Source organism: Bradyrhizobium sp. AZCC 1588, from assembly GCF_036924735.1.
Taxonomy (GTDB): Bacteria; Pseudomonadota; Alphaproteobacteria; order Rhizobiales; family Xanthobacteraceae; genus Bradyrhizobium.
On sequence record NZ_JAZHSC010000001.1, the window covers coordinates 6,958,535 to 6,983,354 of the forward strand.

Sequence of the window (24,820 nt, forward strand, 5' to 3'; positions counted from 1 at the left end):
TTACTCCGTGCCTTCCGAGCGGAAGATGGCGATCGAGATCGCCTTGCCCTGCGAAATGTTATAGCCCTCGATCCGCTTCGCTACGTTGTAGCGCAGCCCGATTGCTTCAGCACGCTGGACGAAGGCGCGCTCCGTGCGCCATTCAACCAGCGCGAAGCGGCAACTGCCCTGCCCGAGGAAATCGGCCGCGCCGGATCCGTCGGTGAGCAGCGTGCCGGTACCGGTCATGAAGACGAGGCTCGGCTCGTGGAAGCCCGCGGCTGCCGCCTTTGGCCCGACGCAGACCACGTTGCGAAGCGCGCGCGCGATCTCGGCGCTTGGAAACATGGCAGTCAGCGACGGCATGACAATGCCGTAGATTCCGACCGCCAGAAACATCGCCGCGACCACGGCATTCAACAGCGATCGCTCGGCGCGGCTGTCCTCGAACATCCACCACGCGATCAGGCCGAAAATCATCGCCGCCGCCAGGAAGGGCCAGGCCGGAAATGCCGGGTAATGCGTCAGCTTGATGGCGCCGATGACGGCGATCACGGCTGCCCCCGCCGGAATGACAAACCACCAGGCCGCACCGCGCATCAGCCAGGAGCGCGACAGCACGCGGCGCTCCAGCGCGCCGGCGGTGAGGATCGCAATCGCCGGGTAGAGCGGCAGCACGTAGTGCGGCAGCTTGGTCAGCACCAGTTCGAACACGATCCATGACGGAACCAGCCACGCCAGAAGATATTGCGCGCCGGGCTCCCGCCGCGCGCGCCATACTGCCGGCGCCGCCATTCCCGCCAGCGCCGCGCCCGGCCAGAACGTGACCCAGAACAGCAGCAGATACAGGCCGGGCGGCGCACCGTGGGATTCCTGCGCGCCGAGCTTCCCCAGCATGTCGCCGCCGAGCGAATTGGAGAAAAAGGCCTCGCCCGCGCGCCAGAAGATCGCAACGAACCAGGGCAGCACCAGCACCAGCGTCCACATCAGCCCCCAGACCGGGCGCAGCCGCCAAAGCCATGCCGCGGAGCGGTCGAGGATTGCGAGGGCCAGGATGGTCAGTCCGACGAACATCAGGATCAGCGGTCCCTTGAGCAGGATGCCGCCGGCCAGCGCCGTCCAGAAGATCGCAGGCGGGGCCCAGGGCGGACGCGCCGGATCCTCGCCACGCTGCCAGGACAGATACACCCGCGCCATTGCCCCCATCGCGGCGACAACGGTCAACAGCAGCATCGCGTCGGTTTTGGCCAGCCTTGCTTCGGCGCCGAGCAGGACGGAACTGCACATCATCAGTGCTGCCAGCGCGGCCCCGCGCCGCGTGACAAAGGCGAGCGCCGCCCAGTAGGTCAGCAGAACCGCGCCGATGGCCCCGATCAGGGAGGGAATCCGGTACAGCCAGATGCGCAACTGCGCGCGCGGCAGGCCGAGCGATGAGGCGGTTTCGACCACGGCGGCCTGCAGCCAGTAGATGCCGACCGGCTTCTTGTAGCGGACGTCGTCCTGGAAGCGGATGTCGACGAAATCGCCGCTTTCGACCATCTGCTTGGTCGCCTGCGCAAAGCGCGCCTCGTCGCGGTCGATTGCCGGAATGTTGAAGAATCCGGGCAGGAAAAGCACGATACCGCAGAGCACCAGAAACACGATGCTGCGAAAATGGCTCGCCGTGGCGAAGTCGAACACAACGGCCAGCCTGCGGCCGGAATGCGCAGGTTTTACAGGCTGTTGGCCCGCTCCAAAGCGTGGGGGGTTCAAGGTTTCCACCATGCTGCTCGCATACGATGAAACCGCACTGCAAACAACACCGCAAAACCCCTAAGTCGTGGTCATCAGGTGGCTTTTTCCTTACTGGACCCGAATGACCACAGTGTCGGCCGCGCCGGTCGCGTCGATCACCGTCAGCCGGGCAAAGCCCGGTCCGGGCGGATCGATCAGCCGCTGCCGCCGGCTGTCGATCTCGCCGACTGAGGCGCCGTTCATCATGATGGTCAGCGGCAACACGCCGCCGGCAACCTTGACCGGCATCGCGGCGGCCTGCCCGTCGCTTGAACGGTCGACGTCGATGCGCGACCCGTTCAGGGGAAACTGGATGCGCGGCGCAGAATCTGCGCCGGTCCGGATCAGTTCGCCGACCGGACGGAACCGCCGCAGCGGCAATGGCAGTTTGGCATTGCTGGCGATCAGCGCACCTTTCGGCGACTTCGGCAGCGCCGCCGGGATTTTTCCGGTGCGCGCAAAGGCGTCGAACAGGATCGGCGCGGCGGCGGTGCGGCCGACCAGCCCCGGCACCGGCGCGCCGTCGGGACGCCCGACCCACACCCCGATCGTGATGCGGCCATCGAAGCCGACCGACCACGCGTCGCGATAGCCGTAGCTGGTGCCGGTCTTGAACGCGATTCTGTTGTGCACGCCGTTTTCCGGCGGCGGGGTGCCAAGCAATACGTTACCGACCTGCCAGGCGGCGGTCTGGTCCATCAGCCGCAGCGGCTCGCGCTCGTCCTTTGTGAGCATGATCTCGCGCAGCGGCCGCGCCGCGCCCAGCCGCGCCAGCCCGGCATAGAGCTGCGCCAGGTCCTGCAATGTAACGCCGACGCCGCCAAGGCCCATCGCAAGGCCCGGCGCCTCGTCCTTCGGCAGCACGAGGTTGCCGCCGGCCTGCTTCAGCCGTGACGACAGCCGGCTGGAGCCGACGCGGTCGAGCAGCGCGATCGCTGGCACGTTCAGCGAGAGTTGCAACGCCTTACGCACCGGCACAGTGCCCTGGAACATCATGTCGAAATTTTCCGGCGCATAGGAGCCGAAGCGGATCGGCCGGTCGTCGATGAGGCTTTCGGGGTGCACAAAGCCATCCTCGAAGGCGAGCCCGTAGATGAACGGCTTTAGCGTCGATCCGGGCGAGCGCACCGCGCGGGTCATGTCGACCTGCCCGGCGCGGCGCTCGTCGAAATAATCCGCCGAGCCCACGCGCGCCAGCACGTCGCCCGTTTCGTTGTCGACCGCGATGATGGCGACTGAAATATTCGGCCCCTGCGCCACGGCACGGTCGCGCGCCAAGGCCTCCAGCGTTTTCTGCAAGCCGGAATCCAGCGTGAGCTTGATCAGCGGCGTATCTTTCACCGTCGCCATCGCGGCATCGGAGGAATGCGGCGCCAGGATCGGCATCGGCTTGCGCAGCCGCGGCACCGCCACCGCCTTGGCCTGCGCCGCGTCCTCTTGCGACACGACGCCATCCTCGACCATCCGTGCCAGCACGCGGTCCCGCGCGACGTGGGCGGCTTCCGGATGACGGTCGAGCCGGCGGCGTTCCGGCGATTGCGGCAGCGCGACTAGCAGTGCGGCTTCAGCGAGCGAAAGCCGCTTCGGCTCCTTGCCGAAATAGGCAATGGATGCGGCGCGGATGCCTTCGAGATTGCCGCCGAACGGCGCCAACGCAAGATAGAGATCGAGGATTTCGTCCTTGCTCAGTTGCCGCTCGAGCTGGACCGCACGCACCATCTGGCGCAGCTTTGCGTAGACCGAGCGCTCGCGCCGCGGCTCCATCAGCCGCGCCAGTTGCATCGTAATGGTGGAGCCGCCGGAGACGATGTGGCCGCGCGTGACGAGTTGCAGCGCCGCCCGCCCCAGCGCCAGCGGATCGACGCCGCCATGCGACCAGAACCGGCGGTCTTCATAAGCGAGTAGCACCTTCAGATAGCCGGGATCGACCGCCGCCTTCGCATCGACCGGCAACCGCCAGCGTCCGTCGGCCATCGCATAGGCGCGCAGCAGCTTGCCGTTGCGATCGACGATGGTGGCGGAGACTTTGCGCGCCTCTTCCAGCGGCAACGGACCCAGCGAGTAGACCCAACCCGCGAAAGCGGTCGTGATGACGACGAGGGTAAAGGCCAGCGTTACGGCGATCCGGAAAAAGCGGCGAGGCCCAATACCACCGTCATGCTCGGGCTTGCCCGGGCATGACGATTGAGATTGTGGTGACACCGCGTCGCTCATCCCACCATCACTCATTTCGCCGGACGCACGTCGACCGAGCCCGTGCCGGTACGGCCGTAGCGCGAGGGGTTGTACATGTCCTCGACATAGGCCTGCGGCAGCACGTATTTGCCGGGCGAGACCGCGCGCACGATGTAGGCCACTGTGAACACCGACTGGTCGTCGCTCGCCCGCTCGATCGCCGCGGTGAAGCGGTCGTCGCGGAACTCGGTATGCTCCGGCTCCTCGCCGTCCTCGATCCAGTCCAGCGTGCCGCTATCACCCGACGACACCAGGCGCGGGTTGTCGATCTCGAGACCGGCCGGCAGATAGTCGGCCACCATGATGTGCCCGCGTTCCGGCTTGGCCTCGGTGATCTTCAACACCACCGCGAAGCGATCGTTCTGCTTGGCCTTGGTGACGTCGGCGGGCTTGCCGTCGAACGTGAAGTAATTGCGCTCGATCTTGAAGCCGTTGGAAGCTGCCGGCTCGGGGGTAACCGGCGAGCCCGAGACCGAGACCACCGCCTGCACCGGTGCATCGCCGGTATTGGTGATCTTGACCGGCTTGCCGGCTACCGCCTCGGCCTTGTAGCTGCGATAGACGGCGGCCTTGACCGGCGATCCATCGATATCGAGTGCCAGCGTTTCCTTCGACAGCGCCCGCGCGGCCAGCACCATCCATGCATTCTCCTGCGTGGAGGTGTAGGGCGTCAGCCCGCGCGCCGCTTCGACCCGCTGAACGGCCTGCGTCAGTGTCGCCCGCGGTGCGTTGCCTTCGCTGGCGAGCGAGACCAGCGCCGCCGCGTCGCGCAGTGCCGAGCCGTAATCGACGCGGCCGAACTCGAGCACCGGTTTTGGCGCCAGCGCATCGAGTGCCGCCGCGTAGACCCGTTCCGCCCGCGTCTTGTCGCCGACCAGCGCCAGCGCCGCGGCAAGCTGCGATTTCGCAATCGGCGTTGCGAGATTGCTCAGCTTGGTGTCGGCGAGATAGCGGAGATCGCCGATCGGCGCTGCGCCATTGCGGGCGAGCACGTAGAGGCCGTAGGCCAGATCGCGGCCGCCGTCCTTTTCCGGCTCGTTGGCATTGACCACCGAATTGCGGATGCGATCCAGCGCGTTCTTGAACAGCACGTCCGGCACCGCAAAGCCCTTTTCGCGGGCCCGCGTCAGGAAGTCCGTCACATAGGCATCGAGCCAGGCGTCTTCGCCGCCCGCCGACCACAGGCCGAACGAGCCGTTCGAGCCCTGCCGCGCCAGCAGCCGCTCGATAGCGTCCTTGATGCGCTGGTCGACGGCGGTATCCATCGCCAGGTGCGCGCCGGCAGCGAGATCATTGACATAGAGCAGCGGCATCGCGCGGCTGGTGATCTGCTCGGAGCAGCCGTGCGGATAACGATCCAGCGCCTTCAAAATGGTCGCCGCATCGAGTGCGGTGGACAGGCTGACCGACAGCGACACGCTGCCGGTGCCCGAGACCAGGTCGGAGAACATGTCCGGCGTCAGCGTCAGGCTTTCGCCTTTGGCCAGTGTCCGGATCGAGCGTCGCGCCAGCACCTGCGTCGCCGCCTTGACGTCGAGCGCATAATGCCGCGCCAAGGCCAATCCGTTCGGGCCCTTGATGTCGACGTCGAGATTGGCGGTGCCGGCGCCGCCGGCATCGAGCGCCAGCGACATCGAGGTCCGCTGCTTGGCGGCGAGTTTGACCGTCGTGGTCGGATTGCCCGTCACCTTCACGGGTCCCGACGTCTTCACGCTGATGCTGTAGTCGCCAGGGGCGCCCTCGACATTGTCGAGGTCGAAGCTCATGGTGCCCTTGTCGCCATTGAGCAGGAAGCGCGGCAGCGTCGCCGTCAGCACCACGGGATCGCGCACCGTGACATCGATGGTGGCGCGGCCAAGCTTGGTCGCGTTCCACGCCACCGCCATCACCCGCGCGGTGCCGGCGAATTCCGGAATGTCGAAACTGATCTCGGCGGTGCCGTCGGCGCCAACCGTGACGATGCCGGAATAGAGCGCCAGCGGCTTCTGCGTGGGCGGCGAGCCCTGCAGCTCGGCGCCGGCGGAATCGCCGCCGGTCCTGATCTGGCCGCGCGTGCCCTGCATACCGTCGATCAACTGGCCGTAGACGTCGCGGATTTCGGCTGTCAGGCGGCGTTGGCCGAGATAATAGTCATCGGGCGCCGGCGGCTTGTAATTGGTCAGGTTGAGGATGCCGACATCGACCGCGGCAACCACGATCTTGGCGTCCTCACCGGGATTGAGCCCGCCGAGCTTGACCGGAATCTTTAAACTGGTGCCGGGCCGAGCCAGCGGCGGCGGCGACAGCGCGACCTGCAGCGTACGCGCCTTCTTGTCGATTCCGAACCACTTTAAGCCGATCGCCCTTCCGGGCATCCGCAATGCCGCCGTGTCCAGCGGTCGCCGCAGCGTCGCCAGCACATAGGCGCCGGTGCCCCAATCCTTGCCGACGGTCAGTCTGACCTGCTGGGTGCCTTCCTTGACGTCGACGATCTGGGTCGTCAGCAATCGGTCGCCGAGCACGCTGACCGTGAGCTTGCCGGCGGTGCGGGCATTGACCGACACCATCATGGTGTCGCCGGAGGTGTATTCCGGCTTGTCGATCGAGGTCTCCAACAGGTCTGGCGTATCGGCGCTGCCGTCGGAATACCAGCCAACATCGAACTGCACCGAGGTGATCGGGCCATCCGCCTCGTTCGATTTGACATCGAGGCGGTAGCGGCCGGGCTCCGGCGCGACCGACACCCGCGCCGCTTTGTCGGCCGTGAGCGTCAGCTCGCCATCGGCAACGCGTTTGGTGGATTTGACCGGCTCATATTCCCAGGACGAATGCTGCCGATACCACTGATAGCGCGACTCCATCTTCAGGAGTTCGTAGCGCAGGCCGTCTCGCGACAGTTGCTTGCCGTCCGGGCTGACGAACACGACGTCGAACTCGGCCTTGTCGCCTTCAGCGACGCTCTTGTCGCCGAACAGCGGCTTGATGCCGATCAGAGCCGCGGTCGGCGCGACGGGGAGCACCAGCTTGCGCTCGACCGCGCGGCCGCCGGTCTCCACCATGCGGATGAATATCTGCGCCTCCTGCGGCTGGGTCGAGGTCGGCGTCTTCGCCAGCGACACCGGGAAGGTCGCGACACCATTGGCGTCGGCCTCAGGCAGGTTCTCGATCGGGGTGCGCTCGTTGGAAGCGGTTTCCTCGTCCTCCACGCCGAACTGATAGCCGGGATAGCCGGGCCGCCCAGAGGCCGCGGGGGCGACCAGCATGTCGCCTTCGAGCTGCAGGCCCGACGCCGGCGCACCATAAAGGAACTTGCCAGCGACCTTCAGTTCAACGGGAGTCTCAGCCTTGATCACTTTCTCCTTGGCCGAGAGGTCGAATTCGATCCGTTCGGGGATGTAGTCCTCGACCATGAAGGTGGTCTCACCGACGGACGAGCCCTTGGGGTCGGTAAAGGCGCGCACCCGCCAGGTCCCGGTCGGGACCGCCGAATTGAGCGGCACGGCCATGGAGCGGCCGCCCGCACCCTGGTCGGGGAGCTGGGCGCGGCGGAATTCGACGCCGTCCGGCCGCTCGATCACCAGCGTCAGCGGCCCGCCGGCCATGGCGTTGCCCTGCCCGTCGCGCAGCAGCGCGGTCAGGTAGACCGTCTCGTTCGACCGGTAGACGCCGCGCTCGGCATAGACGAAGGCGTCGGCGCCGGGAGGCACCACCCGCCCCGACACGCCGCGGTCAGTGAGATCGAAGGCATTGGCCTTCAGGCTGAGGAAGGCGTAGTCCGCCTTCTCGCTCATCACCGTCAGCAACGCCGGCGACAGCCCGCCCTCGCCGCGCGCAAGCCCTGCCTCGAAAAGGACGTGGCCGGCATCGTCGGTTTTGCGGGTAGCCAGGATCTCGTTGTTGCGCGCGACCAGGCGCACTTCGGCCTTGGCGACTGGGTCGGTCGAAGCCAGCGAATTGACGAAGACATGGATGCCGTCATTGCCGGAAAACGCTGTTAGCCCCAGGTCGGAGACGATGAACCATTGCGTCGCCAGAGTGCCGTCATCGTCGCTGCTGCTGCCCGGGCCCTTGGCGGCGGCCGTCATCACGTAAACGCCCGGCTGCAGATCGCCGAGCGCCTGGTCGACCGGGAAAGCCGTTACCACGTCCTGGTTCAGCGTGGAGGCAGTAGCGAGTTCGCCGGACCAGACCTTGACGCCGCGCTCGTTGCCGAGATCGGAGAGCTGGTAACTGGAGAGCGTCTTCTGAAAATCGCTGTCGACCACCGTGCTGATCAGGTTACGGTCGCCGATCCGGAACACATTGACGTTCACCGAAGGCGTATTGACGCTGACCAGCGGAATGCCGCGCTGGCCGGTGCGCGGCAGCACATAGGCGCGGCCGGTGAAACGCACGAACGGCTTGCGGTCGCGGACGTAGACGTTGAACTCGGCCGATTTCGGCAGGCTCTCCTTCACCGTGGACGGCAGGCCGGCGCGCAGGTTGATGTTGTAGCGCTCGCCATGCTTCAGCCCGTCGACGCAGAGCTGCTTGCCCTCGCTCGTCAGCGCCGGCTTGTCGGTGCCGGCCAGCGCAACGAAGGGCGCGAAATCGACCCGCTTGGCGAGGTCTTCGGAGAACTGGAAACAGGCGCGCGGCGAGGCGCCGTCGGAATCCACGGTATAGTCGAGCAGCCGGAAGCCGTGCTGGTCCCGCATCTTCTCGTACTGGCCGCGGACCTCGGCGACCTCGCGCATGTCGAGCGACAGCCGCAAGGCATCGAGGGCCGGACGCCACAGCTTGCGCTCGGACATCGTCCTGCCGAGCACGGCCAGCGCATCGGCCTCCTCGGCCTGGTTGCCGGCGCGCTGATAGGCGATGTAGGCCGCGGTCGAGGCGCGCTCGTAGAGGAAGGTCTGTTCGCTGGAACTGACGGCACGGATCTGGAAGATGGTCTTGGCGAGCCGCAGCCAGTTGGCGCTGTCTTCCGGCGTAGTTGCTGCGATCTGGCCGAGGATCTGCAGGCCCACCCGGAAGTCGGCGCGCTTGAAGGCTGCGTCGGCGTCGTTGTGCAGCGTCGCGGAGGACTTGGCCACCGCCCCCGCCTCGCTCTTGATTTGGGCCTCCAGCTTCACGGCCGAATCGGCCAGCTCATCCCGCTTGAATGCCTTGTCCGCGGCCCCCGCCGCCGTCAGGCCAAGCGCCAGCGTGGCGCAAATCACTGTGGCGCGAACCAAACCGATCATGATGGGCTCCTTGCCGCGGACAGATACCGCGTAACGACCAAAAAAGGCGCGAAAAGGTGACGGACTGATGGCGGTGGCGAAGGCTTGCGGAAGGGTCGCATGCATGGCTTAGGCAGTCCAAACGGTCGCGGGCCGTCCCATAGCAGACGGTCAGCGGGGAGGCATGTATATTGGGGCAGGCCCGAGGCTACGGCCCGCCGTCTGGCTTTGTCGCACCCTTGAGGAAATCGGTTCGACCGTCTTGGCGGGAAGGCGGATTTTTCATATTGGCAGTGCTAGAAAGGCTCAAGGCGGCGAGGCCGCCCCGACGGTCCCATAGCTCAACTGGATAGAGTAACGGATTTCTACTCCGTGGGTTGCAGGTTCGAATCCTGCTGGGATCGCCACTACCATTTCGCGCTTTTCCGCAATTTCGACTTCATTCTCGTCTCGGTTTAGATTCTCGGCTTATGATGCCGGCCAGCGATTGCTTCCGTTGCCCTGACAAAGGATGCGGACGTCATGCCAAAAAAGGGAATCACCGGCCACGACGAATGGGTCGTCACGGAAGCGCTGGCGACGGCGCTGGTCGCACTTGAGCAGCTCGAGCCGACCCAGCAGTCGCGCCAGCAGATGGACGACATCCGGAAACTCTTGGCGGCAAATTGTCAGCCTGGGACCCTCAACCTGCATCTCGCCCAGGCTAAGTGCCGGCTGAACCCCCATGCCGATCGCGCCATCATCTATCGCGAGTACGGATTTCAGGACTGGGAAGTCTGAACGGCGAGCGTGCTACCTGCTGGAACAAGCTCGGAGCGCTGGTGTTCTGTCGTAGGGAGAGGACCGCGACAATTCTGTGCGGAAGGCTGGGAGGATATTAGGAATGAAACGACCGCACGCACCCGCCGCGGCAACTCTGACGATTTTGGCCGCGACGATCGCCCTGCCCGCGCCCGCCCGCGCTCAGACCTATGATCCCAACTACCCCGTTTGCCTGCAGGTCTACCAAGGCTTCGTGGACTACTATTTCGAGTGCCACTATCGAACGATGGCGCAGTGTCAGGCGTCGGCATCGGGCCGCTCCGCGCAATGCGTCGTTAACCCATATTATGGCGGGCCGAATGCCGGCCGCGGCAAGCGCCAGAAGCGGTACCAGCCCTACTGAGAATCGGTTCGGGGCGTGGCTCGCACCTCGCCGCTCCCGCCCCCTGTTCACCAGCCGTAGCTGCCGAGCGCCAGCGGCCTTCGTGGTGCCCTAGCCGTTCGCGTCGTGTCGGACTGCAGGCAGCGCCGGGCCGCTTCGATCTCGGCATCGCTCGCGCCCTTGCTCCGTGCCCAGTGCTCCGCGGCGGGCGCACTGTATTTCGCCACGTAGTAGCGCACGACCGGACACGAAATTCGACGCAAGACACCGGACTGGTCACCCGCAAATCCGGCGCTTGATGTACCCAGACACAGCGCCAGCACACACATCCAACGTAAGGCCATGTGATTCCCCTCTCTGTGTCAGAGGGCCATGGCTTTCAGCGACGCATCAAGCCCGATTGTGAGTTCCGTCAACGGAACGGTCGGGGCTGTGCTTAAGCCGCAACTATTGCCGTCGTGACGGCGCCGCTCCGCCCGGTGAACGCGACTTTCTACGATCGTTAAAATTGATTGTTTACGAAAAAGACCGAACCTGATTGCCGCCCGGGAGGAATACGCTAGCCTCTGCTTGCCAGAACGAGCGTGAACCGTTGGTAGCTCAGATGGAATTCGAACGCCGATCTGTCGCAAGGACGACGATTTCAAAAAGCGCGTTGCTGTTCTTTGACGCTCAGCGCGGTGTATTCACCTGCCGCGTTCAGGATGTCACGAATTCCGGGGCTGGAATTGAACTCCACGACCTCAACCTGCTGCCCCTGAATTTCGAATTGACCTTCGATAATTTTCACAACATTCGCGAATGCCGCGTGATCTGGCGGCAAGGCGATTTCGTCGGTGTTGCGTTTCAAAACTGATCGATCTGCGGCCAGGCCGCCATAGCGCAGGACCGCAGCAGGCAAAACAGCCTTGGAGGATGGAACTAACAGCGGGGCTCCGCGTCGAATCCCTGCTTCGGTTCCACTGGCACGCAAGCTAATGACGGGCGAGCCGCCTTCGCGTATCGTTTGCACTCGGGTCGTTTGGAGTTTGCGACGGGAGTTCGAACATGTCCTGGGATCGTCCGTTCGCTCAGCCTGTGCCGCTCCCGAAGGGGCCGCCAGCGCAAACCCTGCGAGATGCCGCCGACTACATCAGGACCCTTCCTCAGCCCGAACGCGACCGTCAGGAATGGCGGCTTGCCGTCCAGATGCTTATTGATGCCGCCGAAGATCGTGGACCCATGCTGTTCGCGCGCATGGGAATTGTCAGAGCCTTTGAGACGAGTATTGAAACGACGCTCAATGCGGAGTCCCAGGATCCCCGCCAGGCAAGCTGAAAGAAAGCAAAGCTGAAGGGAGACCGTGACGCCGGCATCTGAGCCAAGGTCGGCGTCACACAGATGGTGCCGGAGAGCATGAAGATGCTTCAAGCCCGGCAGCTCCAAATCGAACGAGAACTCGCGCTCGCAGGCGAAGTGCAAGGCACCCCGCTGCCGAACGACCGTAGGCCTGCCTAGGCTACATTCCTAATTCGGAAATCATCGATCCGCTTGCCGGACTTCAATTTTGCAAGGAGCCAGCGAGGTGTCTTCCCTCGGCCTGCCCACGTCTCGGACGGCCGATCGGGATTCCGGAATTTCGGAACGACCGTTGGATACGGACGCCGCCCTGTCGATGATTTCGTGCGCTCAGCTTCGACGACGCCCTTGAGTTGCTTCAGGCGATCTTCAAGGAGACGTTTCTCTGCAAGCAGAGTCGTTGCCAGCCTGGCGGCTACTTCTTCGTGGAGTGCCCACAGCTCATCCGTGGACATTGATTTAAAGTCTTTCCGGTTCACGACCGTCCCCAATCATGATTCGATGGTTGTCATCGTTGGTTGCAAAACATGAGTAGAATAAGGCCGATTTAGAACCTCCTTCGGGCAGAAAAGTTCCATCCCTTTTGCATCGTGACACGACACAACCATAACGGAATCTGCTCGAAGGTGCACCAAGAAGCTGCGCCAAATTTTTTCTCCGCAGGTTGCAACTGTTGATTGATTCAGACGCAGAGCCGCGATGATTTGAATCTAACCGCCTCTCGTTGACGGTTCCCTAATCGCAACTGCTTCGCGAGCTGCGGCTCTCTGGCAAGTCATTACAGATCTGCGCCGGAACGGCGGCCTTTCGGCCGGGTGAAGGGCGGTGCCCCGCCCGCAAATCATCAGGAAGCGCCGGCGGCGGCGACCATCTGTGACTTTTGTCCTACGCGATTAGGGTGCCCATAATAGCCGAGCGCTCGTCTCCCTGGGGTAGGCGATAGGAGCGGCACCCGGCTATTCGGGCCGCGCGGCGGTGCGGCCTGAACAGGAACTCATTTATGATTTAAGGGAACTTTAAAAAGTTATTGAATCATAACGATTTTGTCGGAACGCAAATCGCGCCGCATCAGCACCGGGCTTGCCGCGGAACCGAAACGACGGAAACGGCCATGAATAGCCCTGGCATGAGGAAACGTAACGCTCTCGACACGTTTCCCCCTGTCTTGTGAATGAACGGCCGAGCGCGAGGGCCCCTTGAGTCCGCCACCACCCGAATTCGATCGCGACGAGGCGCTGGTGTGTATGGCGCTGGCGTTCTGCCTGACCGGTGCATCGACCAGCATCATCTACCGGCTGCTGGGTTAAGGGGGCGGACGGATCAGTGAGCCACTTGTGCACATGCCAACGAGCGCGTGGCGCGGCTTTGGTTTTGCGATGTGATGGCGCCGATGAAGCGAGGTAAGCGGCGGCTCGAGTGTTCGCGGTCAGGAGTAGACGAGGCCCGGAGTGCCTAGGAGTCCGGGCCTCGTGGCCTCCAGTGGTAGCGCTCGTCGTGATGAACGAACGCCCTGCCCCCCGCTGCAAGCGACGGCGTTATAGATCGGCGTTACGTGCACAGCCAATCCGTACGAGTACGGTGAGCTAGCGCCCGCGCGGGTCGCGCGCAGTCTCCGGGCCGGCGATCACTGCATTCCGTCCCGTTCCAAAGGCGAGATCTGCGGCGAGCTACGACAAGCGCCGCCATTCGCCTGCGTCTACCGCTTATCGAACGGAATATACTGGTGATACTCTTTCGGCACCGAGCTCCGGTAACGCGCAGGCACCGTGCCGCGGTCGATCGAACGGTCGATCTCCTGCTGCCGGGTCATCTTGGCCGGTTTCTTTTTCTTCGGCGCCGCCTTCTCCTTTTCGGCCGCGGCGGCTTCCGGCGCGGCGGGGGGCGACGTTGCCGTTGCGGCAGTGCCGCCAGCCGGCGCGCCTTGCGCCAGCGCGACGGCCGGCAGGAGGAGGAGAGCCGCCGCCGACGCGGCCAGCACAAGACGAGACGGCTTTGGCATGGAAAACTCCAGTTCTGGCCTGCTCCGGTTCCAGCCAGATCCTATTACGTCCGTAACCGTCCGCACACCGGGATTTTGGCGAGGCGGACGGGCATGGATCGGCTATGCTTGACCCGGCTGCAGGTCGTGAAAACGTACGCGAGCCGGCTGCACTGCCAGTCCGGACCAAGCGCGGCACTCAAGACCGGCTCCGGCCTGGACAGGCCGGGCGCAAAGAAACCGATGGCGCAGGCCAGTGAGATGATGGCGGCGGCGAGAACAAGGTTCTTGCGGGTCCACCAATTGTGCGGCATGGCGGTCGCTCCTGTTTCGAAAGCGCGGAGCATAGGATCACTCCGCCCGCAGTGCCTGTGAACGGCTTCACATTACACGGATTTGTGCGCGAGCCAGATGGACGCGGAAATGGGTATAACTGGCGCAAATCCGTTGCGCGCGCGCAACGCTTGATCGACACTGCCCGCTCGGGGCGAGCGCGTGTGCGGGGCGTGCGATGGACGAGCAGGAAACGGGCAAACAGGATTCCGGCAAGCAGGAAGCGAGCTACGACCACCATCGCTACAAGCAATTGCTGGCGGAAGCGGTCGACGAGACCAAACGGCTCGAGCTGATCGAGATCATCGTCAGGGAAAAGGCCCGCGACAGGCTGGAGGCGCAGCGGATGGCGGACCGGGTAGCGATGACCGCGATGACGGTCGCACGCGTCCTTGGATCCGGGGGCCGTCGCGATAATATCTAGAAGAGCGATCACTTCTCCGAAGCGAGCATCACCGGCGAGCCGATCAGCCCGATTAGCGCACAGGCGAGAAGGCCATATTGAAGGATCGCAAGCGCCCGGCCTGCGGCTTCGGTCGCCGTTGCCATCTCGTAGAGCAGCCAAGCTGACGTAATCCCGCTCATCAGGATCAGTTTGGCCATTTGCTGCTCACGCAAGCCTCCCCTGCTCTACCCGCCCCCTTTCGACGCTGGTATTTTGCCCCGGGTTCACTTACCTAGTCCCCATTCCGCGCGCGTGGCGCGTCCAACCCCAAGAGTGAAAGCGACAAGGCCTCTTTTATGAGTGGATTCAAGGAACCTAATTTCGCGGACCGCCAGAAGGCCGCGATGCAGGCGCGGCAGAACATTTTGAACAAGTTTCGCGCCCAGCCGGGACCCGACGATCCCGAGGTGAAGCGCCGCCAGGCCGAGCGCGAGGCCGTCGCCGCCGCCCGCGCCAAGGCGAGAGAGGCCAAGGAGGCCGAAAAGGCCGAACAGAAACGTCGCGAGGCCGAGGCCGCCGCGGCGGAGGCCGCCAGAATAGCGCGCGAAAAGGAAGAAGAGGCCGCCAGGCAGGCGGCGCTGGAGGCCGAGCAAAAGGCCAAGCGCGACGCGCGTTACGCCGCGCGCAAGACCAAGGGCAAGAAGAAGTAGGCCTGCGATCCGCGGTCGATACTGGCGCGTCCGCTTAACGGTCATTCCGGGGCGATGCAAAGCATCGAACCCGGAATCTCGAGATTCCGGGTCTGGTCCTTCGGACCATCCCGGAATGACGGCGGCTCAGTTCTTCTTCATGCCGTCTTCTTTTTTCATGCCCTCGTGCTTCATGCCTTCCTTCTTCATCATACCGTCCTCTTTCTTCATGCCGTCCTTCATGCCGTCCTTGGACATGGACTCCTTCTTCATGCCGTCGCCCTTGCCCATTTTGTCCTGAGCGAAAGCGGCTGGCGCGAACGCGAGGCTGAGCGAAACAAGCGCGGCAGAAAGGCCGAGGCCGATACGGGTCGTGGTGGTGGTCATGGGATGGTCGTCCTTGGTTTGGGTGGGCTTCTCGAAAGCGACGTCTGCCGCTTCCCCAACGACGATGGCGCGAGGGGGTTTGTTACCGGCCACGTCCCAAAGTTCTGCAATTCTCACGGTTAGTTGAAGCGGGCGATTCAGCTAATATGGGCTGAAGCCGGTCCGGATTGCCGATCCAAGAACCGATTGCAGGGGACAAACCATGCTCACGCGCCGCCATGTCATCGCATCTGCGCTCGCCGCACCCGCCGTGCTTCGTTTCGGCACCGGTACGGCCCATGCGGCCACCACGCTGAAGATCTCGCACCAGTTCCCGGGCGGCACCATTGACAAGGGCGACTTCCGCGACCGGCTGTGCCGCATCTTCGCTGCCGAAGTCGCCAAACGCAGCGGCGGCGAAATCGCCGCCGAAGTCTATCCGAACGCCTCGCTGATCAAGACCAACGCGCAATTCTCGGCAATGCGCAAGGGCGCACTCGATATCAGCCTCTACCCGATGCCGTATGCCGGCGGCGAACTGCCGGAGACCAATATCGGCCTGATGCCGGGCCTGGTCGCAACCTACGACCAGGGCCTGCGCTGGAAGAAGGCGCCGGTCGGCAAGGCGCTGACCGACTTCCTTGCCGACAACGGCATTATCCTTCTCACATGGGTCTGGCAGGCCGGCGGCGTCGCCAGCCGCTCCCGACCGATCGTCGCGCCTGACGACGCCAAGGGACTGAAAGTGCGCGGCGGCTCGCGTGAAATGGATATGGTGCTGAAAACCGCGGGTGCCTCGATCCTGTCGATGCCATCGAACGAAATCTACGCCGCGATGCAGAGCGGCGCCTGCGATGCCGGTATCACCTCCTCCACCAGCCTGATCTCGTTCCGCCTCGCGGAGGTCGCCAAATCGCTGACCTCGGGCGCCGGCGCCTCCTATTGGTTCATGCTGGAGCCATTGATGATGTCGAAGGCAATCTTCGACAAGCTACCCAAAACGCAGCAGGACATCATCCTGACGGTCGGCAGCGAACTGGAAGCGTTCGGCCGCAAGGGCGCGCAGGATGACGATATCGAGGTCGCCAAGGTCTATGAGAAGGCCGGCGCCAAGGTCAGCACGCTCGATGTCGCGACCGTCAGCAAGTGGCGCGACATCGCGCGCGATACCGCCTGGAAGGACTACAGCGCCAAGTCGGCAATGTCGGCCAATCTGCTGAAGCTCGCCAGCGACGTCCCCGCATGATGCATGGTCCGCTTCCGGATCAACGCCCCGCGCGAGCTGCGATCGAACCGCCGGCCACCACCTGCAACAGGTCCGTACGCACCGCCTCGATATGCTGTTCCAGAAACCGGCACGCCTGGCCGATCTCTTTTGCCCGGCACAGCTCGATCAGGTGAGCGTGCTCCTTTTCGGCCGTGCCCATCGCCTTGGTATTGGAGAGCTGCAGACGCGTGTAGCGGTCGCTGGTCTGCAAGAGCGCCACGACGATCGCCTTGGTACGTGGCTGCCGGGCGTGAACGTATAGTGCCATATGGAAGTCAGCGTTGAGCTGCCCCCATTCGCTGACGTTGCGCGCCTTGATCGCTTTCTCGAAGCGCTTCTGGATGTCGTCCAGCGCGGCAAAGTCTTGTTCCGCAAAGTGCGGCGCCGACTGCGCCAGCAGCCGCGGCTCCATGATTCCGCGAAGATCGAACACGTCGTTGATTTCGTCCAGCGATAGCTCTGAGACGATCGCGCCTTTTTGCGGGACGATACGCACCAGCCCCTCCGCCTCGAGCTGAAACAGCGCTTCGCGCACGGGAATGCGGCTTACGCCGTATGCCTCGCCCAGCGCATCCTGCCGCAGTTGTGAGCCGGCCGGATAAGTCCCGTCGAGAATGGATTGCCTGAGCTGATCGACGATCGCAGCCGACAGCGTCCGGTGCTTTAGAGGGACTTTCATTTGATCTTCCGTCGTCATCGCCGGCCTTTCCGATCGAGGCGGCCCCGTTTCGCACGTTGAAATGGTCCGCGGCAGCGAAAGCCGAAGCGCCCATAATCTCCATTTGACAAGATTGTATAAATTATACAATTTCGAATGGCACGAGAAATCTTGACGGCAGCGGGGCTCTTTATGATCGAGCAGGCAATTGCGGATATGCCGGCATTCAGCGCCCGGGGAATCGTTGTCAGGGCTTCGAGTCTGCTGCTCGCTTTCGAGCGCATCGCCTTGATGGGGCTGATGTATCTGCTGACGGCTCTGATCTTGGTGAACGTCGTCACCCGCTATTCGCACTTCCCGATCTACTGGATCGATGAATCCGCGGTCTATTGCGTGGTCTGGCTGACCTTCATCGGCGCCTCCGCCATGACGCGGCTCAGGCTCGACTTTGCCGTCACCATGATGACCGAGCGCCTCTCGGCGCGGCATCAGAAGCTCGCGAAGATCATCGCGACGGGCATGGTCGTCGTGTTCGGTGTGGCGCTGATCATCACCTGCTTCCTCTGGATGGATCCGATCGGGCTTGCCCGCGCCGGCTTCGACGCACGCAAGCTTGCCGCCGAGACATTCAACTTCCTCTACACCGAGCGCACCCAAACGCTGAACTGGCCGACCTGGGTGCTCTATTTGACGCTGCCGATCTTCGCGGTCTCCATGACCATTCATGGTCTGGCAAACCTGCTCGAAGATCTCGAACTGGTGCCACGGACGCCGCCGAAGGGCTTTCAACTCTCCGAACTCGACGGGGTCAACTAGTGATCACGTCAGCCGCCTTCATCGCGATCATGCTGGTCGGGGTACCGATCGGCCTTTGTCTTTGCCTGGCCGGGTTCGTCTTCATCATCGCGTCAGGCAATCCGGTTCTGTTTCAATCCTACCCGCTGCAGCTCTTCGGCGGCGTCGACAGCTACGGCCTGATCGCCATCCCGCTCTTCATCCTGATCGGCGAAATCATGAATGGCGGCGGCATTACGCGGCGCATCGTCGACATGGCGATGGCCTTTGTCGGCTCGCTGAAGGGCGGGCTGGCCTACGTCAATATCCTCGCCAACATGTTCATCGCCTCCATCCTCGGCTCCGCGACCGCGCAGGTCGCCATCATGGCGCAGATCATGGTGCCGGAGATGGAAAAGAAGGGCTACGACAAGACCTTCGCGGCAGGACTCACGGCCTATGGCGGCATGCTCGGGCCGATCATTCCGCCGTCCGTGATGTTCGTTGTCTACAGCGTCTTGGCGCAGATTTCTGTCAGCGACATGCTGATTGCCGGCATCGTGCCGGGCGTCATCCTCACAGCGATGTTCTTCATCGTCGTCGCGCTGATGGGTTTCGTCTACAATTATCCCCGAGGGGAATATCAATCACCACGGCAGCGGGCGGCGACAATCCTGCGCACGTCACCAACCCTGCTTATTCCGATCGTCATCGTCGGCAGCATACTCGGCGGATTGGCAAACGCGACAGAGTCCGCAGCCGTTGGCGCTGTCGCCGCTGCGCTGATCGGAAAATTCTGGACCAAGGAGTTCAGGTTTTCACAGCTGCCGCAGATGATGCTGCGCGCAGGCGTCTACTCGGCCATCGTGCTGTTCCTGGTCGCCGCCGCGGCGGTGTTCTCCTGGGTCCTGGTGTTCGGCAAGGTGCCACAGGAGACCGCGGCATGGATACAGTCGGTCGCCAAGGATCCAGTCAGCTTCATGCTGATCTGCAACGTGATCCTGCTGGTGATCGGTACTGTCATCGACGGCGTTCCCGGCCTGATCATGACGGTTCCGATCCTGCTGCCGGTCGCGACCGAAATCTATCATATCGATCCGCGCCACTTCGGCGTGGTCGTGGTGATCAATCTGGTGCTCGGGTTGCTGTCGCCTCCGGTCGGTCTTTGTTTCTTCGTGGCGGCAGCCGTCACCGGCGCCAAGCCCGGCAAGATGTTCATGGTGACGCTGCCGTTCTTCGGCATCTCCTGCATCCTGCTGGTGCTGCTCTCGCTCTATCCCTCCCTCTCCCTCGTCCTCATCAAGTAGGTCCAACCCCTTAAGGAGCATTGTCATGTCGCTTTCACGTCGCCGCTTCCTTGCCGCCAGCGCGGCCGTGCCGCTGTTCGCGCCGTCGCTGGCGCTGGCGCAAGCCAAGGAGTTTCGCCTCGGCTTGATCACGCCCAACGGCCATTCCTGGAACAAGGCGGCGCTAAAACTCGGCGACGATCTCAAGGCTGCCACCAACGGCCGCCTGACCATGACGGTCTTTCACTCCGGCCAGCTCGGCAACGAGCCGGCGATGATGCAGCAATTGCAGTCCGGCGCGCTCGACATGGGCTTCATCCAGGCCGCCGAGCTCGGCTCGCGCGTGCCGCATATCGCTGCGATCAACGCGCCCTATATCGTGCGCTCGACGCCGTCGGTCGCCAAATTCGTTCGCCATCCTGCCGCGATCAAGCTGTTCGAGGTGCTGCCGCAGGAAACCGGAACGATCGGCCTCGGTTGGGGCATCACCGGCATGCGCGCCATCTTCTCCTCGAAGGACCTGACGTCGCTCGCCGATATCAAGGGCATGAAGCTGCGCATCAACCCGACGCCGGTGTATCGCGATTTCTATTCATCGCTGGGCGCGGCGCCGACGCCGATCCCGACGCCGCAGGTGTTCGACGCCATGGCGAACGGCCAGGTCGACGGCCTCGAGGCGGACCTGGAGTTCTCCTGGAACCAGCGCTTCGACAAGGTGTCAAAGGTCATCCTGCAGATGAATGCCGTCTTCATGCCGATGGCAGCGATCGTCTCCGGCCGCGTCTGGCAGTCGCTGCCGGCAGCCGACCGCGAGCTGATCACCAAGACCGTCAAATCGACGCTCGATGCGCAGATCGATGAACTGGCCGGCAATGAGCCGAAGCTGATCGAGAACTTCAAGAACGCGCCGATCCCGATCCGTCAGGTCCCGGCCGGCGATACCGAAGCGGTCATTGCCGAGTTCGACAAGATCTGGCTGCCCAAGGCGCCGGTGCTCGCCGAACTGCGGAAAGTCGGCGCGACGCTCTGATCCCAACCATCGTTTTCAAGCCAAAGCCCGGCGGATTCATCAGTCCGCCGGAACAATTCCAATGGAGCTAAACAAATGAGCCCACGTATTTCCTGGGAAGGCGTCTTCCCGGCCGTCACCACGCAATTTAATGACGACCTGTCGCTCAACATCGATGCGACCGCGAAGGTCATGGATGGCCTGATCCGCGACGGCGTTTCCGGATTGATCGTCTGCGGGTCCGTCGGCGAGAACACCTCGCTGGAGCGCAAGGAGAAGGTCGCGATCATGGAAGCCGCGAAATCCGTTGCGGCGGGTCGCGTGCCCGTGCTGTGCGGCATCGCCGAGTTCACGACCGCCTTCGCCGTCGAAACTGCCAAGGAGGCGGCGCGCGTCGGCATCGACGGCGTGATGGTGATGCCGGCGCTGGTCTACTCCTCCAAGCCGCATGAGACGGCCGCACATTTCCGCGCGGTCGCCACGGCGACCGACCTGCCGGTGATGCTCTACAATAACCCGCCGATCTACAAGAACGACGTCACGCCGGACATTCTGACCTCGCTCGCCGACGTCGAGACCGTCGTCTGCTTCAAGGACTCTTCCGGCGACACACGGCGCTTCATCGACACCCGCAACATGGTCGGCGACCGCTTCGTGCTGTTTGCCGGCCTCGACGACGTCATCGTCGAGAGCGTGGCCATGGGCGCGGTCGGCTGGGTCTCCGGCATGTCGAACGCCTTCCCGCGCGAGGGCGAGACCTTGTTCCGCCTCGCCAAGGCGGGACGCTATGCCGAGGCGATGCCGCTGTACGAATGGTTCATGCCGCTGTTGCACCTCGACGCCCGTCCCGACCTCGTCCAGTGCATCAAGCTCTGCGAGCACATCATGGGCCGCGGCACCGCGCTGACCCGTCCGCCGCGGCTTGCACTGCTGCCGCACGAGAAGGCCGAGGTCGAGGCCATGATGGCGAAGGCGCTGAAGAACCGGCCGGTGTTGCCGAACGTCGGGCTGAAGGCCGCGTAAGCGGCCTGCTTGGCGCTCAACGCCGCCGCCACGCGTGTTCGTGGCGGCGTTGAAGACACCCGGGTCTACTCACCCCACAGAGCCGGTGTGTAGGTGACTGTCACATGTCCTACCCGGGTTTCGCGCTTGAATACTTTAGCTAGTGCGGGCAAACCGATGTCCAGCGTGGAATCTCCAGTCCATTGAACCTTCAGATCATGGCTTCCATCCAGTACCAGGAAGTCGACGTTGCGCTTTCGCGAAAACGTCCGGCCATTCGGGACCAGACTTACATGCGTATTCAATGGCGGTATCGGCCCACAGTACACCTCAAACACAATGGCTGAGAGCTTGCCACTTGGGTCAGGCTTAGCGCTCGTCACCGGTACATCGCACAGCCCGACCGTACTCTCCCAGTCAAAAGTCGAATCGACATACGCTAAGGTTGCCAGCAGGGCAGTCATCGCAGCGGCTATCGCCGCTAACGTCCTTACCCTCCGCGTCATGCCTTGCCGGCAGCCTTCTTCGCGTTCAGCGCCGCCGCGACGCGGCTGACCGGCGGGCGGCCGATCAGCCTACTGACAACATTGGTTGCCGCCACCAGCTTTGCCATGTCGACGCCGGTCGCAATGCCCATGCCTTCGAGCATGTAGACCACGTCCTCGGTTGCGACGTTTCCCGTCGCGCCGGGCGCGTAGGGACACCCGCCGAGACCGCCGGCGGCGGAATCGATCACGCGGCAACCCTCCTCCATCCCGGCATAGAGATTGGCGAGCGCCTGGCCGTAGGTGTCGTGGAAATGCATCGCGAGATTGGCCATCGGCACATGGCCGGCGACCGCGCGCAAAAGCTGCCGCGCTTTCAACGGCGTGCCGACGCCGATGGTGTCGCCGAGCGAGATTTCGTAGCAGCCGAGATCCCACAGCACTTTTGCGACATCGACCACCGCCTGCGACTTGATCTCGCCCTCATAGGGACAGCCGAGCACAGTGGAAATATAGCCGCGCACCCGGACGCCATCGGCCCTGGCGCGGGCGAGCACCGGCTTGAAGCGTTCGATCGATTCCGCGATCGAACAATTGATGTTGGCGCGGGAAAAGCTTTCAGACGCCGCAGCAAATACCGCGATCAGTTTGGCGCCGGCGGCCTGAGAAGCCTCGTAGCCCTTCTCGTTGGGAACGAGCACCGGCAGTTCGCATCGGGTATGATGGCTGACGCCCCGCAACACCTCGGCCGATCCGACCATCTGCGGGATCGACTTGGGCGACACGAAGGCGCCAACCTCCACCGCCTTGAGCCCCGCGCCGATCAATGCCTCAATGAACGCAATCCGGTCGGCGACGCTGATCGGGGTTTTTTCGTTCTGCAGCCCATCGCGCGGGCCGACCTCGACGATGTGAACGCCATCGCTCATGGCGCCACCGCCGGTTCGATTTCGGCAAGTTCAACGCCTTCGCCGACGATATCGCCGACCTTGCACCTGATCTTCTTCAACACGCCCGCAAAGGGCGCGCGCAGGGTCTGCTCCATCTTCATGACTTCCAGCGTCAGGATCGCCGCGCCCTTCTCCAGCGTCGCGCCTTCCTCGGCCAGCAGCGCTACCACGGTCCCCGGCAGCGGCGCCACGATCTTGTCCTCGCCGACCAGTTCCTCCGTCTCGCCGCCGAACGGATCGACCCAATGCAGGTCGAAGCGGCCGTTCCGGGTGCGGAGGTAAAGCTCGTGGCCTTCGATCACCGCCGTGACGCGCGATTTTATGCCCTCGATCGTCAGATCGAAGCTGCCTTCTTCCGCGGGCGACGTCGCGAAAACGAACTCGTGCTTGCCGATGGTCAGTTTCGACGGACCGTTGCCATAGTGCAGCGTCACCCTCTGCTCGGTGCTCTGCCCCTGACGGAACGAGAACACCCGCTTCCGCTGGCCGACCGGCATCCAGCCAAACGTCTGCCAGGGCGAATGCGCTTCCTTGCGCGCAGCCTTCTGCTCATCGACAACGATTGCCGCCACCGCAGCGCAAAGCTCGAGATCCCCTGCCGTCCCCGAGGATTCCGTCAGCTTCTTCAACTCGCGCTCGATGAAGCCGGTGTCGATGGTATTGGCGCGCACCTGCGGGTGCGTCACCAGCGCGGACAGGAACGGAATGTTGGTGACAATGCCGCGGACGTCGGTCTCTTCCAGCCCACGATTCAGCCGCTCGATCGCTGCCTGACGGGTCGGCGCCCATGCAATGACCTTGGCGAGCATGGCATCGTAGTATGGCGACACCGCATCGCCGCTGCGGTAGCCTGCATCGATCCGCAGGCCGTCGACCGCCTCAGGCGTGCGCCAGGTCCTGATCCGGCCGACTGATGGCATAAAATTCTTCTGCGGATTTTCGGCATAAACCCGCGCCTCGATGGCGTGTCCGTTCAGCTTGATCTCGTTCTGCGCCAACGGCAGCTTTTCGCCGAACGCCACCCGCAACTGCCATTCGACGAGATCGACGCCGGTGATGAGCTCGGTCACGGGATGCTCGACCTGCAGGCGGGTGTTCATTTCGATGAAGAACACCTCCTTGCCGTCGGAGACGAATTCGATGGTGCCGGCGCCGACATAATTGACCGCGGCAGCCGCCTTGCGCGCAGCCGCGCAGACTGTTTCGCGTTGATTGGCGTCCAGCGTCGGCGACGGCGCCTCCTCGATCACCTTCTGGTGCCGCCGCTGCAGCGTGCATTCGCGCTCCCAGAGCGAGAGCAGATTGCCGTGGCTGTCGCCGATGATCTGCACCTCGATATGCCGGGGGTTTTGCACGAATTTCTCGATCAGCATGCGATCGTCGCCGAACGCAGCCTTCGCTTCGCGCTTGGCGCTGACGATCGCAGCCGCAAGCTCGCCGGCCGAATTGACTACGCGCATGCCGCGCCCGCCGCCGCCGGCGGAAGCCTTGACCAGCACGGGGAAGCCGATCTTCTCGGCGGCCTTCGCAAGCGTTGCCTCGTCCTGGGCCTCGCCGTGATAGCCGGGCACCAGTGGCACACCAGCCGTTTCCATCAGCGCTTTCGAGCCGGACTTCGAACCCATCGCCGTCATCATCTCGGCCGTGGGGCCCACGAACACCAACCCGGCATTCAGGCAGGCTTGCGCGAATTCGGCATTTTCAGACAGAAAGCCGTAGCCGGGATGCACCGCCTCGGCGCCGGTCTGGCGCGCCGCTTCGATCACGCGCTCGACGTTGAGATAGCTGTCGCGCGCCCGCGCCGGCCCGAGCAGCACGGCCTCGTCGGCCATGGCGACATGCATGGCGTCGCGGTCGGCCTCGGAGTAGACCGCGACGGTGCGCAGGCCCATGGCGCGGGCGGAGCGGATCACACGGCAGGCAATCTCGCCGCGATTGGCGATCAGGAGGGTGCGAAAACGCCGATAAAGTTTCGAGCGGTCCATC

General features: G+C 63.7%; 24 protein-coding genes and 1 tRNA gene. 12 read left to right on the forward strand and 13 right to left on the reverse strand.

What is annotated here, in order from left to right; translation table 11 throughout:
- The 3 genes from V1277_RS32520 to V1277_RS32530 form a co-directional block, all read right to left on the reverse strand.
- Complete coding sequence (locus V1277_RS32520; RefSeq protein ID WP_334419818.1) at positions 1-1,743, reverse strand: ArnT family glycosyltransferase; 1,743 nt, start codon at positions 1,741-1,743, stop codon at positions 1-3.
- A gap of 78 nt (positions 1,744-1,821) precedes the next feature.
- Positions 1,822-3,966, reverse strand: coding sequence for a penicillin-binding protein 1C (gene pbpC / locus V1277_RS32525; RefSeq protein ID WP_334419819.1), 2,145 nt, complete (start codon positions 3,964-3,966; stop codon positions 1,822-1,824).
- 11 nt (positions 3,967-3,977) lie between these two features.
- Positions 3,978-9,191 (reverse strand): alpha-2-macroglobulin family protein, encoded by a 5,214-nt coding sequence (locus V1277_RS32530; RefSeq protein ID WP_334419820.1) that lies wholly within the window; start codon positions 9,189-9,191, stop codon positions 3,978-3,980.
- Positions 9,192-9,500: 309 nt separating this feature from the next.
- Here V1277_RS32530 and V1277_RS32535 point away from each other — a divergent pair.
- From V1277_RS32535 to V1277_RS32545, 3 genes are all read left to right on the forward strand, one after another.
- A tRNA-Arg gene (locus tag V1277_RS32535) sits at positions 9,501-9,577 on the forward strand.
- A gap of 115 nt (positions 9,578-9,692) precedes the next feature.
- Complete coding sequence (locus V1277_RS32540; protein WP_334419822.1) at positions 9,693-9,950, forward strand: hypothetical protein; 258 nt, start codon at positions 9,693-9,695, stop codon at positions 9,948-9,950.
- A gap of 103 nt (positions 9,951-10,053) precedes the next feature.
- A complete protein-coding gene (locus V1277_RS32545; RefSeq protein WP_334419823.1) occupies positions 10,054-10,335 on the forward strand; it encodes a DUF3551 domain-containing protein in 282 nt (93 codons plus the stop codon).
- Between the two features lie 47 nt (positions 10,336-10,382).
- Here the strand turns inward: V1277_RS32545 and V1277_RS32550 are convergent, their stop codons facing one another.
- Positions 10,383-10,658, reverse strand: a complete 276-nt coding sequence (locus V1277_RS32550) for a hypothetical protein (protein WP_057844215.1) — start codon at positions 10,656-10,658, stop codon at positions 10,383-10,385.
- Between the two features lie 260 nt (positions 10,659-10,918).
- Here V1277_RS32550 and V1277_RS35155 point away from each other — a divergent pair, with 260 nt between their 5' ends.
- Both V1277_RS35155 and V1277_RS32560 read left to right on the forward strand, forming a co-directional pair.
- On the forward strand, positions 10,919-11,170 hold the full coding sequence (locus V1277_RS35155) for a PilZ domain-containing protein (protein ID WP_442894548.1): 252 nt from the start codon (positions 10,919-10,921) through the stop codon (positions 11,168-11,170).
- 191 nt (positions 11,171-11,361) lie between these two features.
- Positions 11,362-11,631: a hypothetical protein gene (locus tag V1277_RS32560; RefSeq protein ID WP_334419826.1), complete on the forward strand. Its 270-nt coding sequence runs from the start codon at positions 11,362-11,364 to the stop codon at positions 11,629-11,631.
- A 176-nt stretch (positions 11,632-11,807) separates the two neighbouring features.
- Here V1277_RS32560 and V1277_RS32565 read toward each other — a convergent pair whose 3' ends face one another.
- The 3 genes from V1277_RS32565 to V1277_RS32575 form a co-directional block, all read right to left on the reverse strand.
- Positions 11,808-12,131 carry an H-NS histone family protein gene (locus V1277_RS32565; RefSeq protein ID WP_334375529.1) on the reverse strand — a complete coding sequence of 108 codons (324 nt, stop codon included), beginning with the start codon at positions 12,129-12,131 and terminating at the stop codon, positions 11,808-11,810.
- A gap of 1,217 nt (positions 12,132-13,348) precedes the next feature.
- Positions 13,349-13,651 carry a hypothetical protein gene (locus tag V1277_RS32570; protein ID WP_334375530.1) on the reverse strand — a complete coding sequence of 101 codons (303 nt, stop codon included), beginning with the start codon at positions 13,649-13,651 and terminating at the stop codon, positions 13,349-13,351.
- Positions 13,652-13,695: 44 nt separating this feature from the next.
- Positions 13,696-13,944: a hypothetical protein gene (locus V1277_RS32575; RefSeq protein WP_334375531.1), complete on the reverse strand. Its 249-nt coding sequence runs from the start codon at positions 13,942-13,944 to the stop codon at positions 13,696-13,698.
- Positions 13,945-14,141: 197 nt separating this feature from the next.
- On the opposite strand from V1277_RS32575, the gene V1277_RS32580 reads away from it, so the two are divergent.
- On the forward strand, positions 14,142-14,387 hold the full coding sequence (locus V1277_RS32580; protein ID WP_334419827.1) for a hypothetical protein: 246 nt from the start codon (positions 14,142-14,144) through the stop codon (positions 14,385-14,387).
- An 8-nt stretch (positions 14,388-14,395) separates the two neighbouring features.
- Here V1277_RS32580 and V1277_RS32585 read toward each other — a convergent pair whose 3' ends face one another.
- Positions 14,396-14,566, reverse strand: a complete 171-nt coding sequence (locus tag V1277_RS32585; RefSeq protein ID WP_334419828.1) for a hypothetical protein — start codon at positions 14,564-14,566, stop codon at positions 14,396-14,398.
- A gap of 138 nt (positions 14,567-14,704) precedes the next feature.
- Between V1277_RS32585 and V1277_RS32590 the strand changes: the two genes are divergently transcribed.
- The gene (locus V1277_RS32590) at positions 14,705-15,058 is read left to right on the forward strand and encodes a DUF6481 family protein (RefSeq protein WP_334419829.1); all 354 of its coding nucleotides are present in this window, start codon (positions 14,705-14,707) and stop codon (positions 15,056-15,058) included.
- 126 nt (positions 15,059-15,184) lie between these two features.
- On the opposite strand, the gene V1277_RS32595 is transcribed toward V1277_RS32590, so the two are convergent.
- Positions 15,185-15,424, reverse strand: coding sequence for a pentapeptide MXKDX repeat protein (locus tag V1277_RS32595; protein WP_334377170.1), 240 nt, complete (start codon positions 15,422-15,424; stop codon positions 15,185-15,187).
- Positions 15,425-15,626: 202 nt separating this feature from the next.
- On the opposite strand from V1277_RS32595, the gene dctP reads away from it, so the two are divergent.
- Positions 15,627-16,649 (forward strand): TRAP transporter substrate-binding protein DctP, encoded by a 1,023-nt coding sequence (gene dctP / locus V1277_RS32600; protein ID WP_334419831.1) that lies wholly within the window; start codon positions 15,627-15,629, stop codon positions 16,647-16,649.
- A 19-nt stretch (positions 16,650-16,668) separates the two neighbouring features.
- On the opposite strand, the gene V1277_RS32605 is transcribed toward dctP, so the two are convergent.
- The gene (locus tag V1277_RS32605; RefSeq protein ID WP_334419832.1) at positions 16,669-17,349 is read right to left on the reverse strand and encodes a GntR family transcriptional regulator; all 681 of its coding nucleotides are present in this window, start codon (positions 17,347-17,349) and stop codon (positions 16,669-16,671) included.
- A 171-nt stretch (positions 17,350-17,520) separates the two neighbouring features.
- Between V1277_RS32605 and V1277_RS32610 the strand changes: the two genes are divergently transcribed.
- The 4 genes from V1277_RS32610 to V1277_RS32625 all read left to right on the forward strand — a co-directional run bounded on the left by V1277_RS32610 (position 17,521) and on the right by V1277_RS32625 (position 21,420).
- Positions 17,521-18,144: a TRAP transporter small permease gene (locus V1277_RS32610; RefSeq protein WP_442894549.1), complete on the forward strand. Its 624-nt coding sequence runs from the start codon at positions 17,521-17,523 to the stop codon at positions 18,142-18,144.
- Positions 18,144-19,409 (forward strand): TRAP transporter large permease, encoded by a 1,266-nt coding sequence (locus V1277_RS32615; protein ID WP_334419834.1) that lies wholly within the window; start codon positions 18,144-18,146, stop codon positions 19,407-19,409. The genes V1277_RS32610 and V1277_RS32615 overlap by 1 nt, the downstream gene beginning before the upstream one ends.
- Positions 19,410-19,434: 25 nt before the next feature.
- Positions 19,435-20,418: a TRAP transporter substrate-binding protein gene (locus tag V1277_RS32620; protein WP_334419836.1), complete on the forward strand. Its 984-nt coding sequence runs from the start codon at positions 19,435-19,437 to the stop codon at positions 20,416-20,418.
- A 75-nt stretch (positions 20,419-20,493) separates the two neighbouring features.
- Positions 20,494-21,420 (forward strand): dihydrodipicolinate synthase family protein, encoded by a 927-nt coding sequence (locus V1277_RS32625; protein ID WP_334419837.1) that lies wholly within the window; start codon positions 20,494-20,496, stop codon positions 21,418-21,420.
- Positions 21,421-21,485: 65 nt separating this feature from the next.
- Here the strand turns inward: V1277_RS32625 and V1277_RS32630 are convergent, their stop codons facing one another.
- The 3 genes from V1277_RS32630 to V1277_RS32640 are packed head-to-tail and all read right to left on the reverse strand — an operon-like array spanning position 21,486 to position 24,819.
- A complete protein-coding gene (locus V1277_RS32630; protein ID WP_334419839.1) occupies positions 21,486-21,863 on the reverse strand; it encodes a hypothetical protein in 378 nt (125 codons plus the stop codon).
- 38 nt (positions 21,864-21,901) lie between these two features.
- Positions 21,902-22,813: a hydroxymethylglutaryl-CoA lyase gene (locus tag V1277_RS32635; protein WP_334419842.1), complete on the reverse strand. Its 912-nt coding sequence runs from the start codon at positions 22,811-22,813 to the stop codon at positions 21,902-21,904.
- Complete coding sequence (locus V1277_RS32640) at positions 22,810-24,819, reverse strand: acetyl/propionyl/methylcrotonyl-CoA carboxylase subunit alpha (protein ID WP_334419843.1); 2,010 nt, start codon at positions 24,817-24,819, stop codon at positions 22,810-22,812. The genes V1277_RS32635 and V1277_RS32640 overlap by 4 nt, the downstream gene beginning before the upstream one ends.
- Between the last annotated feature and the right edge of the window lies 1 nt (position 24,820).